This window comes from Paenibacillus sp. UNC451MF (genome assembly GCF_000686845.1).
GTDB lineage: Bacteria > Bacillota > Bacilli > Paenibacillales > NBRC-103111 > Paenibacillus_S.
This window is the reverse complement of the sequence record NZ_JMLS01000019.1, coordinates 129,293-145,474: the sequence shown is the minus strand read 5'-3', so window position 1 is coordinate 145,474 and position 16,182 is coordinate 129,293. Positions and strand designations below refer to the sequence as shown.

At 45.0% G+C, this 16,182-nt stretch carries 17 protein-coding genes; 15 read left to right on the top strand and 2 right to left on the bottom strand.

Features of this window, described 5'->3' with window-relative positions; translation table 11 throughout:
- Nucleotides 1-39 precede the first annotated feature (39 nt).
- The 6 genes from BP97_RS0119565 to BP97_RS39760 all read left to right on the top strand — a co-directional run bounded on the left by BP97_RS0119565 (nucleotide 40) and on the right by BP97_RS39760 (nucleotide 3,601).
- The gene (locus tag BP97_RS0119565; RefSeq protein ID WP_028550625.1) at nucleotides 40-1,275 is read left to right on the top strand and encodes a S1C family serine protease; all 1,236 of its coding nucleotides are present in this window, start codon (nucleotides 40-42) and stop codon (nucleotides 1,273-1,275) included.
- 34 nt (nucleotides 1,276-1,309) lie between these two features.
- Nucleotides 1,310-1,477, top strand: coding sequence for a CxxH/CxxC protein (locus tag BP97_RS39410; protein WP_064745721.1), 168 nt, complete (start codon nucleotides 1,310-1,312; stop codon nucleotides 1,475-1,477).
- 135 nt (nucleotides 1,478-1,612) lie between these two features.
- Nucleotides 1,613-2,092, top strand: coding sequence for a 23S rRNA (pseudouridine(1915)-N(3))-methyltransferase RlmH (rlmH, locus tag BP97_RS0119555; RefSeq protein WP_028550624.1), 480 nt, complete (start codon nucleotides 1,613-1,615; stop codon nucleotides 2,090-2,092).
- Between the two features lie 213 nt (nucleotides 2,093-2,305).
- Nucleotides 2,306-3,151, top strand: coding sequence for a hypothetical protein (locus BP97_RS0119550; protein ID WP_028550623.1), 846 nt, complete (start codon nucleotides 2,306-2,308; stop codon nucleotides 3,149-3,151).
- Nucleotides 3,152-3,189: 38 nt separating this feature from the next.
- Nucleotides 3,190-3,369 (top strand): ImmA/IrrE family metallo-endopeptidase, encoded by a 180-nt coding sequence (locus BP97_RS41725; RefSeq protein WP_442952380.1) that lies wholly within the window; start codon nucleotides 3,190-3,192, stop codon nucleotides 3,367-3,369.
- Nucleotides 3,344-3,601, top strand: a complete 258-nt coding sequence (locus BP97_RS39760) for an ImmA/IrrE family metallo-endopeptidase (RefSeq protein ID WP_331281313.1) — start codon at nucleotides 3,344-3,346, stop codon at nucleotides 3,599-3,601. Before BP97_RS41725 ends, BP97_RS39760 begins: the two co-directional genes overlap by 26 nt.
- Before the next feature lie 273 nt (nucleotides 3,602-3,874).
- Here the strand turns inward: BP97_RS39760 and BP97_RS0119540 are convergent, their stop codons facing one another.
- Nucleotides 3,875-4,480: a TetR/AcrR family transcriptional regulator gene (locus BP97_RS0119540; protein ID WP_028550622.1), complete on the bottom strand. Its 606-nt coding sequence runs from the start codon at nucleotides 4,478-4,480 to the stop codon at nucleotides 3,875-3,877.
- A 194-nt stretch (nucleotides 4,481-4,674) separates the two neighbouring features.
- On the opposite strand from BP97_RS0119540, the gene BP97_RS0119535 reads away from it, so the two are divergent.
- Entirely contained in the window at nucleotides 4,675-5,454 is a 780-nt protein-coding gene (locus tag BP97_RS0119535; RefSeq protein ID WP_028550621.1) for a nuclear transport factor 2 family protein, read from the top strand.
- Between the two features lie 41 nt (nucleotides 5,455-5,495).
- A complete protein-coding gene (locus BP97_RS0119530; protein ID WP_028550620.1) occupies nucleotides 5,496-6,689 on the top strand; it encodes a YhgE/Pip domain-containing protein in 1,194 nt (397 codons plus the stop codon).
- Nucleotides 6,690-7,293: 604 nt separating this feature from the next.
- Here BP97_RS0119530 and BP97_RS0119525 read toward each other — a convergent pair.
- Nucleotides 7,294-8,466 carry an MFS transporter gene (locus BP97_RS0119525; protein ID WP_028550619.1) on the bottom strand — a complete coding sequence of 391 codons (1,173 nt, stop codon included), beginning with the start codon at nucleotides 8,464-8,466 and terminating at the stop codon, nucleotides 7,294-7,296.
- A gap of 421 nt (nucleotides 8,467-8,887) precedes the next feature.
- Between BP97_RS0119525 and BP97_RS0119520 the strand changes: the two genes are divergently transcribed.
- The 7 genes from BP97_RS0119520 to BP97_RS0119490 all read left to right on the top strand — a co-directional run bounded on the left by BP97_RS0119520 (nucleotide 8,888) and on the right by BP97_RS0119490 (nucleotide 16,180).
- On the top strand, nucleotides 8,888-9,478 hold the full coding sequence (locus BP97_RS0119520; RefSeq protein ID WP_028550618.1) for a TetR/AcrR family transcriptional regulator: 591 nt from the start codon (nucleotides 8,888-8,890) through the stop codon (nucleotides 9,476-9,478).
- A gap of 82 nt (nucleotides 9,479-9,560) precedes the next feature.
- A complete protein-coding gene (locus tag BP97_RS0119515) occupies nucleotides 9,561-9,911 on the top strand; it encodes a hypothetical protein (protein ID WP_028550617.1) in 351 nt (116 codons plus the stop codon).
- A 377-nt stretch (nucleotides 9,912-10,288) separates the two neighbouring features.
- Complete coding sequence (blaI, locus tag BP97_RS0119510; RefSeq protein ID WP_028550616.1) at nucleotides 10,289-10,663, top strand: penicillinase repressor BlaI; 375 nt, start codon at nucleotides 10,289-10,291, stop codon at nucleotides 10,661-10,663.
- Between the two features lie 63 nt (nucleotides 10,664-10,726).
- A complete protein-coding gene (locus BP97_RS0119505; RefSeq protein WP_081824276.1) occupies nucleotides 10,727-12,319 on the top strand; it encodes a M56 family metallopeptidase in 1,593 nt (530 codons plus the stop codon).
- A gap of 143 nt (nucleotides 12,320-12,462) precedes the next feature.
- Nucleotides 12,463-12,819: a nucleotide excision repair endonuclease gene (locus tag BP97_RS0119500; protein WP_028550614.1), complete on the top strand. Its 357-nt coding sequence runs from the start codon at nucleotides 12,463-12,465 to the stop codon at nucleotides 12,817-12,819.
- Nucleotides 12,820-12,914: 95 nt separating this feature from the next.
- A complete protein-coding gene (locus BP97_RS0119495) occupies nucleotides 12,915-13,652 on the top strand; it encodes a uracil-DNA glycosylase family protein (protein WP_028550613.1) in 738 nt (245 codons plus the stop codon).
- 143 nt (nucleotides 13,653-13,795) lie between these two features.
- Entirely contained in the window at nucleotides 13,796-16,180 is a 2,385-nt protein-coding gene (locus BP97_RS0119490; RefSeq protein ID WP_028550612.1) for a helix-turn-helix domain-containing protein, read from the top strand.
- Nucleotides 16,181-16,182: the final 2 nt, after the last annotated feature.

The window sequence follows — 16,182 nt, the reverse complement described above, 5'->3', positions numbered from 1 at the left end:
TGGTGGCTCTGCATGAGGCAGAGAAGGGAGCGGGTAGTGATGAGTCTGTTCGATGATGATTTTTATTCCACCAAGGTTTCGCGATGGAATGGGTGGACACCTCCAGGAAAGCCAACCGGAAGCCGGTTAAAAGGGCTCAAAGCTCCCTGGCTGCTGCCTGCGTTTGGTGGAGCGGCTGTAACACTGGCACTGGTGCTCTTATTCGGAGCAGGGGGCCAGTCTGCCGATCAGGCACTGCCTGCTGCTGCTTCTGCAGAAGCCGGTAAGGCGGGCGCTCCGGTAGGTGCTGCAGATGAGCAGCAGTTATCCAGCGATTCCGTTGTTCGCGCCGCGGCCAAGGTTAGCCCGACTGTCATAAGTGTTGTTGCCTTTAACAAGGAAGGCGATAAAGGAGTCACTCCGGGAGCTGTAGGACTCGGTTCCGGCATTCTTTTTCAAAAGGCGGGAGACAAAGTCCGTATCGTGACCAACAATCACGTAGTGGAGGGCTTCAGTCAGCTAGAGGTTGTGACATCCACCGGCGAACGGAAAAAAGCAACGATCCTCGGCCGTGACCAGATGACCGATTTAGCGGTGCTGGAGATGGACGGGAGCGGAATTAAGCAGGTTGCGGAGTTCGGGGATTCCGATGCATTGAAGGCCGGTGAGACGGCTATTGCGGTAGGCAATCCACTGGGTCTGGGCTACGCGCCAACGGTGACGAAGGGAATTATCAGTTGGCCCAAACGGACGATACCCGTTTCCCTGGGGCAGCAAGGAGATTATGATTGGGAAATGGATGTCATCCAGACCGATGCGGCCATTAATCAGGGAAATAGCGGCGGAGCCTTAGTGAATTTGGAAGGCAAGGTCGTCGGCATCAATACCTTAAAGGTAGCGGACACAGGAGTCGAAGGACTCGGCTTCGCAATTCCTATTAATTCGGTTAAGCCGATCGTGGATACGTTAATTAAGGATCATAAGATTAAAAGGCCATATATTGGTGTTGTGACGCAAAATTTGCAATCTTTTAAAGGGACGGAAGTATTAAAGCTGCCTGCGAATGTGAAAACTGGTATTATCATTATTGAAGCGACCGGACCGGCGAAGGATGCCGGCTTAAAAACCAATGATGTTATCGTCGAACTGGACGGTAAGCCGGTAGACAGTACGCTTGCGCTGAGGAAGTACATTTACAGCCAGAAGAAAATTGGCGACAAAATTAGCATTACCTATTACCGTGCCGGTAAAAAAGCAACGGCTACGGTAACAATGGCAGAGCTGACGGACCGGTAATAAGGGAGTATACAGAGCAGAATGGGGTCTTATTATGTATGTAGTGTGTAAAGATCATTTGGAGCTGGCTATCGATCAATTCGTCGATGAATATGAGGATGCTCCAGACATTGTTGACTTGGAAGAAACGCGCTTCCCGGCATGGGAGCCGCCCGCGCATTGTGAACGCTGCATGGAGCGTGCAAGATTCTTGGTCGTATAGCGGCAGGATAAACAAGCATGTTGGAGGAGGCCCTACGTTCGGATGTAGACGGGGCCTTCTTTTTATTTTAGAGAAGTTCTTGATGGATCCAAGAGATCCACAAAAGCATAAAGAGAGAAAAGGATGTTGTCGGTTATGCAAATACAGATTGTTGCTGTAGGTAAGCTGAAGGAATCGTACTTGGTACAGGGGATTGCGGAGTATGTCAAACGCCTTGGACCCTATGCCAAAGTGCAGATCAGTGAGGTGCCTGACGAGAAGGCACCGGAGAACATGAGCGCCGCAGAGGAGGCGCTCGTACGTCAACGCGAGGGCGAACGCATCCTCGCGCAGATCAAGAGCGACGCCTACGTCGTGGCGCTCGCTCTTGACGGCAAGCCGCTATCGAGCGATGAGCTCGCGCGGCATGTGGAGGGCTTGGCCACGTACGGGCGCAGCCACGTGGCCTTCGTCATCGGGGGCTCGCTAGGGCTAGCCCCCGCGGTGCTGGCACGCGCCGAACTGAAGCTGTCGTTCGGCCGCATGACCTTGCCGCATCAGCTGATGCGGCTGGTGCTGGTGGAGCAGATTTATAGGGCGTTTAAGATTATGCGGGGGGAACCATACCATAAATGACGGCGAAAAAAATTGTTGTAGAAAGTTCGGTTCGTCATATATTTGCCCTGCTCCCAAGTAACTAGTTCACGATACTTAAAAAGACATCGCTTTGGGCTTAGGAAAATAATTGTAACCATAAGAAGATAACGTGTTTGTTTCTTCTAAGTTTTGAGGTAGTGGGGTGTTCTGAATCCAAGATGTTATGAAAATCAAAATAAAGGATGTGGTGTAGTGGAAGAAATCAAATCAGCAAAGGGACTATGGAAGACATGTTATAAGATGGAGATATCGGCTGCGTTAACTCTAAATGAAGTTCTTAAAGTATTCGAAGAACCGATAGAAAAATTGTATGAATGCGGTATAGGGGTTGCGATGTTAAAGAACAACGCCCAAGAAGGTAGTAATAGCACGAAAATTGGAGGGATATTTCTTAAAAGGTGTCTAACTGATTTAAGGGCCATTTGGAGCTTATTACAGACAGGTTACACATCGCAAGCAGGATGCGTTGCTGCGGCGGCGTTTGAAAATGCCTTAATAGTTGAAGCGATATCCAACAATGATGAGCGGGCAAGTCTTATCATGAATAATAAATCAGGTGATTCTCCTTGGTCGGTTGTTAATTTATGCAAGTTTCATGCCGATCAAGCAAAAGAAGAAGCTCAGGTTCTTGAAAATGAGTTTTCTGAACAGGAATATGAGATGACTTGGGTACAATTGTATGGCGCATATAGATGGTTGTGTAAAATTAAACATCCAACAATGCCATCTGCAATACATGATACTGGAGCATCAACGCATCGTGAAGGGGAATATGTCATAATGGCAGTACCTGATATTAGAGAGGAAGATACTCCAAATAAATATGTAATACTAACAATTGTGATAAGTAGAATAAGATCGGCAATTCGTAATTTTGCTTTTGGTGCTCAGATTGATTTTGAAGATGATGGAGTTAAATCTTGGTTGCAGAGATTTAATTCCATCATTACAGACACCCTTACAGCAAACAATAATATACATATGGAATTTCCTTTCGTTGTAGCAGACGAGAAATTAAGGAATAGATTCAAAAATTAAGGGGATGTAAATTATTTTGTGTAAATGAATTTTAACGAATCAAAGTAACTCAGAAAGGCTTTACATGGAGTGGCGGGCATGATAGGCTAAACTGCCTTGGCGATACGAGTCTATTAGGTGAAGATAAAAAATCAGCTGCAAGAAGGCATTTTGATGCAGCGCACGAATTAGGGCATTTATTAATGCATTTGAATTCACAATCAAGAGAACTTATCTAAAGAAGAATTTAAAATTAGGGGACAACAGGCTAACCATTTCGCCTCTGCGTTTTTACTTCCTGAAGAGGCATTCGCATCAATGGTGTCAAGCGATACTACACTGGATGGATACAAAGAGCTTAAGAAGTATTGGCGGGTCTCCATTGCCGCTATGATTCATCGTGCAAAAGACTTAGGGTTGATTTCACTCAGTCGGTACACCTCTCTTCAGAAACAGATTTCGATGCGATAATTCAATCGGGCATGGATGCTTTTGAACTGGTGCAGAAACAGATACGTTTAAATCCCAAGGATGTTGAGACTCTCTGTGAACTTAGCCCTGGTGTATTGTCAATTCAGAACAATGACTCTGTTATAAAGTTGAGAAATATAGGTGGGAGATCATTCGTGTAATTGAATTACAGCGTCTACGTTCTATATTAAAGCAACGAAAGGAGCATGCCGCGGCAGCTCCTTTCGTTTCGCTTGCGACGCAACTCCCTCTTTTCAATGTTGCTATGCAGTTTCATTCCCCGACGGCGATGCCGGCAGCTTTCAAGTGCCCGTAGGCAACGATCCTGCTAAATTGAGATGCAGCTTCACCCGCAGGAAGAGGAAGATCGTTCTTAATCCACCACATGACAATCCCCATGAAAGACGATACGAGGTATTCAAGCAGTAATTCCTTGGATAGCGCTAAAGGGGAATTTCCCTGAGCAAGAATCCAGCCTTCATTCAGTTTATCTTTAATGATATTCTCCATTTTCGCCCGAAACTGGTAGATTCTATTCTCTTCAATTAACATGGCATAGTAAAAGGTGGTGTTCCGCGAAATATGCTCCAGTACAGTTTGCATGACTGTCTCAAGTGTAGAAATATGGAAAGGACTCATATTGAATGGACATAGTACGACTGCATTCTTTAGTTCGCTCAACAACTCATCCATACATGTGTCCAATAAATCGGGTTTATTTTGGTGATGAAGATAAAATGTGTTTCGATTGATCATTGCCCGATCTGCAATATCCTGGATCGTTATCGCTTCATATCCTTTTTCCTCAATAAGCTCATAAAACGCCATTCGAATCGATTGTCTAGTGCGCAGTACTCTTAGATCCGTTTTTCCATTCATGATTTTCGTTCCTCCCCAAATTAATTTAGACCGTTAAGCGACAAAGTTCTATGAATTGTATCTTATCCTGCAAAAACAAAAATATTAAATATTGAGCGTTGTATTCGTCTCTATTATAATGAGCGAAAGATAAATAAACAACATTATGTTCATTATTTATCTAATGACTATAAATTCTAAGGAGGATATTTACAATGACATTCAACCATCAAAATGAGCTTGTCCTTAAAGCAACCGCTGTGCTGGAAAGTTTAGAGAGCGGCAACCCCGAAGCGATTACGGCTTACGTTCATCCGGACAAATACATTCAGCACAACCGGGCCTTACTTGATGGTCGTGAAGCCATGCTTGGTGCACTTGATCATTTGAAGAAAGTTGGTACAAAGGTAAGCATTAAGCGTACTTTAGTCGACGGAGATTATGTGGCTCTTCATTCCGTATATGATTTTCACGGCCCTAAAATCGCCTTTGATATTTTCCGTTTTGAGAATGGATTCATCGTCGAGCATTGGGACAATTTGCAAGAAATGGCGGACAAGACGCCAAGTAATCATACGATGATCGACGGACCGGTCACGATTAAGGATATCTACAAGACGGATGCCAACAAAGTATTGGTCAAAAGCTATGTGGAGAACATTTTGCTTGGGATGAAGCCTGAGCTGCTTGCCTCTTACTTTGATGGCGATAACTACATTCAGCATAGTCCGCATATTGCAGACGGGCTTTCCGGTCTTCATGCTGCTTTGCAGGCGCTGAAGGAGAAAAATATTGAATTTCAATATACTCATGTTCATCAGGTAATCGGACAAGGCGATTTTGTGCTTACGGCGAGTGAAGGTTCCTTCGATGGCCAGCCTACCGCTTTCTACGATTTGTTCCGCGTGGAGAATGGAAAGATCGCCGAACATTGGGACGTCATCGAGGCCATACTGCCGGCAGAAAAAAGAAAGAATTCGAACAGTAGATTTTGAGGTTGGTGTAGCTGAATCGCAAGAAAGACAGAGGAAAACGTATGGGCTTATTTAAAAACAGATTGATTGTGGCATTACCCCTTATCGTTATTGCAGTCATCTTCATCTTTAGCCTTGCCATGATTCCTAGCATCAATCCTGTTTCCCATCACTTACCAATTGCCATTGTGAATGAGGATCAAGGCTTGACGGCTTCAAACGTAAATATGGCCGATACGGTTGTGTCTAACATTCAGTCGGTAACCTCTGCGAATTCGGATGGAGAGCCGGCGATGAAATGGATCGAAGTTGGCAGCGAAGAAGAAGTAAAAGCAGGACTCGATAACCAGGAATATTATGCAGCATTGGTGATTCCCGAGGATTTTAGCGAGAAGCAAGCATCGCTGATGACACCGGATCCGTCTTCATCCCGGGTGCGGATTTATATCAACCAAGGCATGAATGCATCGGCACCTAGTATGGCTGAACAAATGCTAGATCAAGCGATTAGAGGCATGAATGAGGAGATGCGTGCCGAACTGTTAGCGATTTTCGATCAGCAAGGCGCTGCGATTACGACGAAACAAGCCGCCGCGTTCGCTTCGCCTATCGTTAGCGAAGTCATCCATGCGAATGCAATCGGTACGCATAGTGCGAACGGGAATTCACCGGTTTTGATGTTCCAACCTTTGTGGATGGCCAGTCTAATCGCAAATGTAATATTCTTGCTTGTAAAAAACAAATCAAATTCCGCGAATCGCAATGAACGGCTTCGGGCGAATATCGTCCAAGTCTTTTGGGGAGCGGTTATTGCTTTGATAGCTGGATTTAGCTTCACTTGGTTCGCCGAGAGCTGGGGCTTACACATTTCTCATTTCATGGATACGGCTTTATTTTTGGCCATTGCTTATTTAGCGTTTTTCCTCATGATAGCTGCTGTTTTCTCTTGGATTGGGTTAAAAGGCATGGTTATTTTTGTACTGTTCCTATTTTTCGGTGCGCCACTCCTTAGTTTCGCTCCTGAGTTGTTGTCTCCGTTTTACCGTGATTGGATACTGTCATGGTTGCCGATGCGCTTCTTGGTTGATGGGCTGCGTGAGTTGTTCTTCTTTAGGCAAGGGCTGAGCATGAACCATTCGACGATCGTCTTAATCTGGATCGGCGCCTGCGGCCTCTTGGTCTTACTTGCATCTGCCTTTAAACATTCCCGTCAACCGGAACAGAAACAAGAGGTTGAAATTGCGCATAACCTCTAATAAAATCATCTCTTTGGGCAACCATTAGGGTGCCTTTGCATATCTGCCTCCATTTTCGCACTATAGATGATATGGAGAGCCGTACCACAAATAGTGGTAAAGCAGAAATCGAATTAAAGGTTGAGGCTGCGATGCTAAATTTGCAAAAGGGAGCGTAAATAATAGGTATTCCACAAATGATGCCATTGTTGTTTTGAGAATGCAGAAATGTTTGCGCCGCGGGAATCGGGTTGTCGCTTATAATGGCATACAGAATGGGGTAATACCACCGTAGCTGACACCACCCGCAAACGCATGGATAAAAACGAGAACTCTCCATGTCTGGAGAGTTCTCGTTTTATAAGGCAGTAATAAATGTTAAAATTGTAGCCTCCGATACAAATCCGTTTCTTCCGTAAAAGACAATGACATCATAGGAAGACCAAATCAATCCATAAGCGACACTGCACTTCCTTTGCTTAAAAAGAATTTTCTTTTCTACGCTCTTCAGTTTATTAGTGAATCAAACTTGAACGAGATCCAACAATTGAGGTGCAGTTCGTTTGCGGTTTGCTCAACTTAGTGATCAGAGTCCTTTATCAAATATTCAATGTTTACTATACCCTTAATTCGCTGACTGCACCGCCGAATACCGTGATGACATGCTGGACAATACAAACGCGGTAATGATGGCGATGAGTACGCCGAGTATCCCGAACCAAGTAATGGATGCAAGAGAAACATGGTTAACGATCAACCCGCCGATTCCTGCGCCGAATGCCATGGCAAGCTGCATCATGGAACTGTTCAAGCTCAGCATGACGCCCGAGGATTCAGGAACGAGTGTAACCAGGTTGAATTGCTGTGCCGGAGCAGATGACCAGGCGGCAAAAGACCAGAGGATCAAAATGGCGAATACGACAATGACCGACTGTCCGACGAAGGATAGCAAAATCAACGAAATGACGTGAAGTACCATCCCTGAAACGAGCGTGAATAGAATGCCACGTTTATCTGCGCTGTAGCCGCCGACTTTCGACCCTATCAAGCTAGCAATGCCGAACATGAGCAGGGCTGTGCTAATCAATGATTCATTTAAATGAGTCACCTCTAGCAGAAATGGGGAGATGTAGGTATAAGCGAGAGAATATCCTCCTAACCAGAAAAAAGTAATCGCCAATGCAACCAAAACCTGAGGTTTTTTTAACAAAGCTAATTGCTTGATTAAACGAACAGGCTTGTCGCCCTCAATACGTGGAAAAACTGCAGCAATGACAAACATGGCCATGCCCCCGACAATTGCGATGGCCAGAAATACAGCTTTCCAGCCAAAAGACGAGGCTATCATTCTGCCGAGCGGGACTCCGATGATGAGCGATGCGGTTAAGCCCATGGTGACGTTGGCGATGGCGCTGGCCTGCTTGCCTGGCGGAGCGATTTTGGCGGCGATGCTGAGTGCGTTAACAGTAACCACCCCGGCGCCTAATGCCGTAATGATTCTCGCCGCAATGAAGAAACCAAAGCCGGACAATATAAATGTCAGCAGATTTGCAGCAATAAAGAAGCCCAGCGAATAAAGGAGGAGCTTACGACGGTCCATTTTAGCCGTTAACGCCATTAGAATAGGCGTGCCGACCGCATAGGCCAGAGAATAGACCGTAATGAGCTGGCCTGCTGCCGCAACGCTTGTTCCTAATGCCTCTGCGATCCGGTCCAAAATCCCGGAGATGACATAATTAGATGTTCCTACCAAAAAAGTGATCAAGACTAGAACGTAAACTTTCCAGGTGCTCTTCATAATTCACACTCCTGATGTGTTTTAAAAAAAATTATATTTTAGTCGATAACGAGAAACTGCCACGCCTTTATGTTAGCGGCTGAAGGAGGTAGCGCGGGGCTGCCGAAATGTTTTGGTCAATTCCTTCCGAGAAATCTTAATCTCGGGAACATCGCTACTAACCGACAGACGTTCTCGAATAATAACAAAAAAAGTCGGTGCTCCCTCGTTTGAGACTGTTATGAAACCGACATGGTGTTCTCCCCCTTTTGTAAAAAATGGCGTTTAGTATTATTCAATACAACATTAGTCGTTTGAACAACACTTGTTGTATTTTTTATGTTATAATAACAATCGATTGGTACGCAATCATCAATATCCATGAACCGTTGTATTAACAACACCCTTTCTATAATGTCGTTTTACTGGGGAGATTTTAACTATGACAATAAAAAAAAGTGAAGCTGATCCTCGTGTGATACGTACACGGAGACTCCTTCAAGACGCTTTTGCTTCATTAATTCAAGAAAAAGACTTTGAATTGATAACCGTTAGGGATATTGCAGAGCGGGCTACTGTTAACAGGGCGACTTTTTATGCGCACTTTGTAGATAAGTTCGAAATTCTTGAGGTCAGACTAATGGAATCATTTATGACAATCATGAATCCTAGAATAAACGGTCATGAAGTGTTAAATGAAGAAACAATCAAAAGTATTTTTCTGGGGATATGCGAATTTCACAAGAGTCTAAACACAATATGCAAAAGAAGAAGTACATCACTTGTACCTGTATTCGAAATTCAAATAAAGGAAAAAATTCAAACGATCCTTCTTTCCTTTATAGACAAAGACAAGATGCTATCGAATTCAAACGAGCAATTTTTAATAAATACAGCATCTATCATGTTAAGTTGGGGGATGTATGGGGCGGCTTACACTTGGAACAAAGAGGGGTGTCTAATAAGTGCGGAATCATTCGTTAAACAGTCCTTGCCCTTAGTGATGAAAGGAGCCAAAGAACTGCTGGGATAGGTTCTTTCGCTATTGCTCTGCCCTTGAACGGTTAGCCGAGAACGAGTTTGCATCAGGGGAGAGGTACACAGGTGATTTGCTTTTGTCTAGAAGTATTGAAACCATACGCTTACTGGAAGAAGCACTAGGAATAGCTGAGCACGGCGGGGTTGATCCCACCGCAGCGGTCAATATGCTTACGAGCACACTGTTTACCGCCCCCAGCTATCAAAGCTATGGCAAAATGATTGCCGAAAATTCAGCATCTATATCGCAAGCAAAATTCCGCAGAAAGATGTCGGCCTCTTGCTGTCGGCGTCGCAAAATGCACAAGTTCCAGCCCCGCTTTCCAGTCTGCTGCTTGATATGCTGGAGAACGGAGATCGGAGCAGAACATAAGGCTAAAGTACACTTTAAGGAAAACGGGATTTTAATACAATCGCTTGTTGCGTAACGTCGACGCATTGCTGGCCAGCACCGGTATTAATTGAATGAGTCTGCCAAAGTGAGTAGGCACAGCGAAGTCTGGCGGCCTCAGGGCCGCCATTGTTTTCGCCGTTAGCCCCGTTAAGCTGAACCATACCATAAATGACGGCGAAAAATAGAGTGCTGAGGAGGATATGAGACTGTAGTAGTGGAGAATGACTGCTCATTTACTTGGATAAATACAAATTGCATAAAAGTGCATAAAAGGCCAAGCCGCTGGTCCCTGTGATTAATGTGGAGAGCGGCTTTTTTGTGATGTAAATATGAATTTGACAATCCAAGATTACACATGTAATATCAATATTGTATTACATGTGTAATCAATTAATATCAGGAGGTAGAAGGATGAATAATATTCCCCAAATTTCGGACGCGGAATGGGAAGTCATGAAAGTCCTCTGGTCTAAGTCACCTAGTTCAGCGAATGAGGTGATTGAGGCGTTGGAAGATCAAACAGATTGGAAACCGAAAACAATAAGAACACTTTTAAACAGATTAGTGCAAAAACAAGCCATTTCCTATTCGCAGGAAGGCAAGGTATATGCCTATTTCCCTTTAGTTTCCGAAGACGAATGTGTAAGGTCGGAAACGGCATCCTTCCTGAAGAGAATTTATGGAGGAGCATTTAAGCCTCTGCTGGTGAACTTTTTAAAAGAGGAAAAGCTATCTCCAGAAGAGATAAAAGAATTGAAAAATATTCTTGATGACAAGTCGAAATGAAAGATTTGCGATATTGTTTTACACTGGCCATTATCTCACAGACTCGTGTAAGGAAAGGGTAGGGTGAATGTGAATCAATTAATAGAACACCTTGTGAGTCTCTTCTATTGGGTTTGCTCCGTCTCTACCATGGCGAGTGTTTTGGTATTGCTCATTCTGGTAATGAAGCTGGTGCTAAGGAATCGTTTGAAACCAAGATGGCATTACTTAATGTGGCTTTTGGTGATTTTACGCTTAATTCTGCCATGGGGGCCGGAGAGTGAACTCAGTATTTATAACTGGATCGGTTATACCAATTCGATTCATTCCGCTCCGCAACTGAATCACGAGGCTATTCCTACAGGAGTTGCTGTATCGGAAAGTGCTGCTCACTTCATTTACCGAAATTTATTTATTTTATGGCTGGTTGGCGTATGCGTATTGGGAACCTATACAATCTGGGTTAACAGGAAATTTGCCCAAAAGATAAAGAGAGGGACAGTTGCGATAACGGACGCAAGAGTGTTGGAGATTTTTGCTGAATGTAAAGCAAGAATGTCAGTCAATAAACCCATCGTTCTTGTTGAATCCCGGCATTTGGCGACTCCGACCCTTTTTGGTCTTGTGAAGCCCCAGTTGATCATGCCCCAACAGATTTCAAGCAGCTTGAATAACGATCAATTGAGGCATGTGTTCTTACATGAACTGGCGCACAGCAAGCGCAATGACATAGGAGTGAATTGGTTCATGCATGTTTTGTTGATTATTCATTGGTTTAATCCGGTTCTTTGGTATGCTTATCGCCGAATGCGGGAGGATCAGGAGATCGCAAGTGACGCGCTGGCGCTTAGCTGCCTCGCTGCTGACCAGCGTCAAGATTATGGATACACACTTATAAAATTGTTAGAAAGCTTCTCGCAGCCTGTCCGAGTTATAGGAAACGTAAATCTTACAGGAAGCAGAACACAATTGCAAAGGAGAATCAAAATGATCAAACAATATAAATCAAACTCATACCGTTGGTCGTTTCTTGGCATAGCGACTATCGTCTTCATAAGCGGCTGTACATTAACGAGCCCTAAGGTTAGTTCAACATCGACACAATGGGCTAGTTCAACCGTCTCCGAAGGGAAAGCACCGGCAGGGTCCACATCCGAAGAACAGCAGTCAACGGCCACGGATGAGGCGTCGAAGCAGGCGGCTTTAGGAGAACAGCAATCGACAGTATCGGATGACACATCGAAACAGGAGGCTTCGTCTGGAGCACAGCCGACACAGTCGGATGACATGCTTAAACAATCGACTTCCGTAGAGCCACAACCGATGGCCTCGAATGATAAGCCCAAACAGGCACAGAGCGAGGGGGCGGGGGTTGCAGGTACGAAGGGTACGTCAAGACAGTCGGAGGCCGCAAGACCATTACCGGCGGCTTCAAGTGATAAACCTAGACTGGTACCGACCGAAGGGGCACAAGAATCAGGTACGAATAGTACTTCAAGACAGCCAGAAGCCGTAAGCCCACTACCGACAGCATCGAATGATACGCCAAGACCAGCACCTTCCGTAAGGGCGGGAGCAAAAGGCAGTGAAGATACACCAAGAGTGGTGCCTTCTGCAGAGGCTCCGGCAACGGAAGCGGCACCGAGACCGCTGCCTTCCGCAAGAGTCAGCAATTAGGTTTCTCAACTGGATATACTCACGGTATACCGAAAGTAAATGGAACTTATATTCCGCTGGTTAATCCCAATATAGAACATGGTTTTAGCTCAAGTTATATGATAAGATTTACTTCTAAATAGAAGAAAGAAGTGAACTATACCTTGATAAATATAACTATTCCAGCAACGGATGTTTCCATTGACAAACAGATTAACCCCGAGTTAAGCAACATTTACGGATTTACGGATTTTCACCTGATTTCTAGAGAAAAAGGCGGCATTTTTATGTTTTATAATGCCAAGGATGAGCTGCTGTTTGTTGGAAAGGCCAGAAAATTAAGACCAAGAATTAAGAAACATTTTGAAGATACGGTGTCCCCAATGAAAGACCATAGAAACGAAGTAACTAAAATTGATGTTTGTATTGTTGAGGACGCTGTCGATAGAGAGATTTACGAGACCTATATCATCAATAAATTAAAAGCAAAATACAATGTAGATAAAGTGTTGTACAAATAAATGAAGTAGAACAAGCAATAAATGTAGTCACACAAAGACTATGCTTATTGCTTTTTTTTCATAGCCTGATAATAGCGTGTAGAGAAGAGGGTCGTATGTACATTTCCAATCATTTCAAAAAGTATAAACAAGCGATACTTCGGCTCCCCAAAGATACAGTATTAACCAAAGAAGTGCTGCTGGTAGACGATTTTTTAATGGAGCGCAGCGGGCAACTAGAAATGTACTACGCGCCGCACAATGAGTACAGCAATCCTTCAGCCAAGGTGGTCATAGTCGGGTTAACACCTGGTTGGAACCAAATGAGAATAGCCATGCAAGAGGCCAGATTCGGCTTGGAAGAAGGAATTTCAGATGAGGAAGTATGCAGAAAAGCGAAAGAAGCTGCAAGATTCGCGGGGACAATGAGGAACGAGCTAATCCGAATGCTGGATGCTCTGGAGCTTCATCGGTATTTGACTATACTGTCCTGCGGAGCATTGTTCCATGAGCAGCAAAGGCTGCTTCATTCTACTTCTTTGCTGCGATATCCGGTTTTCGTTAGTAAGAATAATTATAGCGGCACACACCCCAACCTACTATCCAGCGAATTCCTTTTGAAGACTGCGTTATCTTTTATGCTGGAAGAGCTCAAACCTATGAAACAAGCACTCATTATTCCGTTAGGAAAAAGAGTGGAAGATGTTCTTCAGCTTCTCGTAAGGGAAGGTAGACTGGATGCGGAGCAATGCTTATGGGGGTTCCCGCATCCATCAGGAGCCAACGGGCATAGGCACAAGCAATTCGCCTACCACCAGGAAGCTATGCGAAATAGGATAAAGGCGCTTTTCTAGCGTCTGCCGCGCAGAGGGCTATAGCCTGAGATCGATCCTCTTTTTTATCTTCTTGACGGTTCGGGCTTATGTTACAATGTTATAAATGAGAGCCAGAATGCGCTTCCACCGGTTGAACAGGACAAAGGGTGAATACACAATAGATGAAAAAGCAGCCGAACCGTTATTATGTGAGATGGGTAATATTATGTTTTATTATCACCACGCTGCCCGTTGTGCTGCTTGGTTTATTTTCCTATGCGAAGTCTTCCGGTGTCGTGCTGGAGAAAATGAAGAAAGAAACAGCGCTCAGTCTTCAGCAGACGCAGATGAATGTGGAGCATTCCTTAAAGGTAGTCGATCAAGCCACAACTCATTTTCTGGGCTCCAAAATCATTCAAACTGCACTCAATGAACCTTTAAATCCGGATCAGTTCCAGCTGTATACCCAGGTGAAAACGGAGCTCAGCAGTCTGCAGCGCCTCGATACTGGGATAGATGATATTCAAATATGGAGTACAGCCGGCAATTGGCTCATTAAAAACGACGGTCTGTACAGGCTGGATGCCTGGATAAAAGGAAACGCTTCAGCCATGCCTGACCCGGAGGCGCCTTCCGTATGGGAGATCAGCGGATCCAAAGCGCCATCTGGATCAAAGGATGCCGTCATCCCTGCTATCCAACCAAGCAGTCCTCAGAATGAAAGCGCTATCCAGCTAGCTGCAGTAAATAGCTGCCAAATAAATGTTAATTTGCTGAAAAAGCTTCCGCTTACTGCTTATCGGAGTACAGGAACCGCAATGATTCAAATTCCCGCTTGCAGCATTAGCCAGCTGATTTCCGTCAATGCGGACCACGAAGCTGTGCTTTTGTTTGATCAAGATGGACGTTTAATTGTACATAAAGGGGTGACTCTGGACGGTCTGGACGAATCGCTGCAGCAATCTGTGAAGCAGCTACCCGAGGAGCGCACAGGGCAGTATAACCTGAACATAGACAGTCAATCCCTCATGGTCACGTACCGTAAATCGGACTATAACAGCTGGACGTATGTGTCTGTTGTTACGTTGGATCAATTAACCCGTTCATCGCGAGAGATCGGTTGGTTCACCTTGTACATTTGCATTGGATTGTTATTGTTGTCCATTATTGCAATCTTGCTGTGGACGAAGCGGCTGTACCGACCGATTGCCCAAATATATAAAGAAGTTTTGTCCCAGATAGGTAGGGCAGCCTCCACGAAACCTTTAGATGAAATTCAAATGATTGGGGAACAGGTTCATTCATTGTTCGATACGAAAAGACGGCTGGAAAGCAGGCTGGAAGGACAAACCGAGCTTCTGCGTACTTTTTTGATGGTCAAGCTCTTCCTGTTCGGTATGAGGGAAGGGGAAATTGTCGAACGGATGGAAAGCCTCGGCATGCGCCAGGATTTCTCACGCTTCTGTGTGCTGGCCCTGCAGATCGGCAGTCTGGAGAATACCCGGTTTACGGAAAAGGATATCGATTTGCTGCTGTTTGCCGTGAATAATATGGTCGGGGAGCTCATAGCTGCTGATCGAAGACTGCATCCCATCGTGCTTGGCAGAACGCAAACGACAGTCCTGACCAGCGGAGCGGATTCCGAGGAGTTATTTTTATCTGAAGTATACGCAGCTGCCAGGCTTGTTCAGCAAACAGCGGCCGAGGTGCTGGACTTGAGGGTGAATATCGGTATCAGTGTTCCGTATCAGCGTCTGCCGGATATTCCCCGGGCCTACGAAGAAGCGGTTGAGGCGGCCAAAAGGCATGCTTTCTTCGGAGATGAAGGGATCGGTTACTTCGGTGACCTGGGCGAAAACCATATTTTGCACTATTCCTACCCGTTTGCACTCCAATCAGAGCTGTTCGATTCGATCAAACTGGTGGATAGGGAGCGGGTCAGACCGCTGCTTAGCGAGCTGCTGCACGAAATAGAACAAAACAATTCCAATCCCTATGATATGCAGTTTAATGCCGTACGTCTGCTGATGAATACGCTGGGTCTTGCCAATGGAGTCACAGGGCAGGCGATCCCGATGCAGCGGCAGCAGGCGCTGTTCGACGAATTGTATCAGTTGAGCTTACCAGAGTCTGGTGAGACATGGTTCATGGACCAAATCATCGACCCCATCATGACAGGGATTGAGGGACACACCGAAGTGAGACATCTTGCTTTGTCAAAGCAAATGGTACAGATGATTCATGAGGAGTTCGATACCGATATTACGATCGATACATGTGCAGATCGTCTGCATTATAATTCAAGCTATTTGGCGACCATTTTCCGAAAAAGCATGGAATTATCCTTCAGCGCCTATCTGGCTCAGCACCGCCATCAGATTGCTATCAAATGGCTCTTGGAAACGGATATGCCCATAAAAGACATCGCTGAGCGGCTGCGATACAATAATTCTCAAAACTTCATACGGTCTTTCCGTAAAACAGAAGGCCACAGTCCGGGCAAATTCCGTGAATTAGGGCGGCAGGATGACGGTAATTCGAATGGTTCAGCATCCATGGAGGGATAGTC

Bases quoted from the DNA above. Each gene is read 5' to 3' on its own strand.
- BP97_RS0119495 (WP_028550613.1), top strand. From the start codon at position 12,915: ATGTACATTTCCAATCATTTCAAAAAGTATAAACAAGCGATACTTCGG.
- blaI (WP_028550616.1), top strand. From the start codon at position 10,289: ATGAATAATATTCCCCAAATTTCGGACGCGGAATGGGAAGTCATGAAA.
- BP97_RS0119530 (WP_028550620.1), top strand. From the start codon at position 5,496: ATGGGCTTATTTAAAAACAGATTGATTGTGGCATTACCCCTTATCGTT.
- BP97_RS0119535 (WP_028550621.1), top strand. From the start codon at position 4,675: ATGACATTCAACCATCAAAATGAGCTTGTCCTTAAAGCAACCGCTGTG.
- BP97_RS0119520 (WP_028550618.1), top strand. From the start codon at position 8,888: ATGACAATAAAAAAAAGTGAAGCTGATCCTCGTGTGATACGTACACGG.
- BP97_RS0119565 (WP_028550625.1), top strand. From the start codon at position 40: ATGAGTCTGTTCGATGATGATTTTTATTCCACCAAGGTTTCGCGATGG.
- rlmH (WP_028550624.1), top strand. From the start codon at position 1,613: ATGCAAATACAGATTGTTGCTGTAGGTAAGCTGAAGGAATCGTACTTG.
- BP97_RS0119525 (WP_028550619.1), bottom strand. From the start codon at position 8,466: ATGAAGAGCACCTGGAAAGTTTACGTTCTAGTCTTGATCACTTTTTTG.
- BP97_RS0119490 (WP_028550612.1), top strand. From the start codon at position 13,796: ATGAAAAAGCAGCCGAACCGTTATTATGTGAGATGGGTAATATTATGT.
- BP97_RS0119540 (WP_028550622.1), bottom strand. From the start codon at position 4,480: ATGAATGGAAAAACGGATCTAAGAGTACTGCGCACTAGACAATCGATT.
- BP97_RS39410 (WP_064745721.1), top strand. From the start codon at position 1,310: ATGTATGTAGTGTGTAAAGATCATTTGGAGCTGGCTATCGATCAATTC.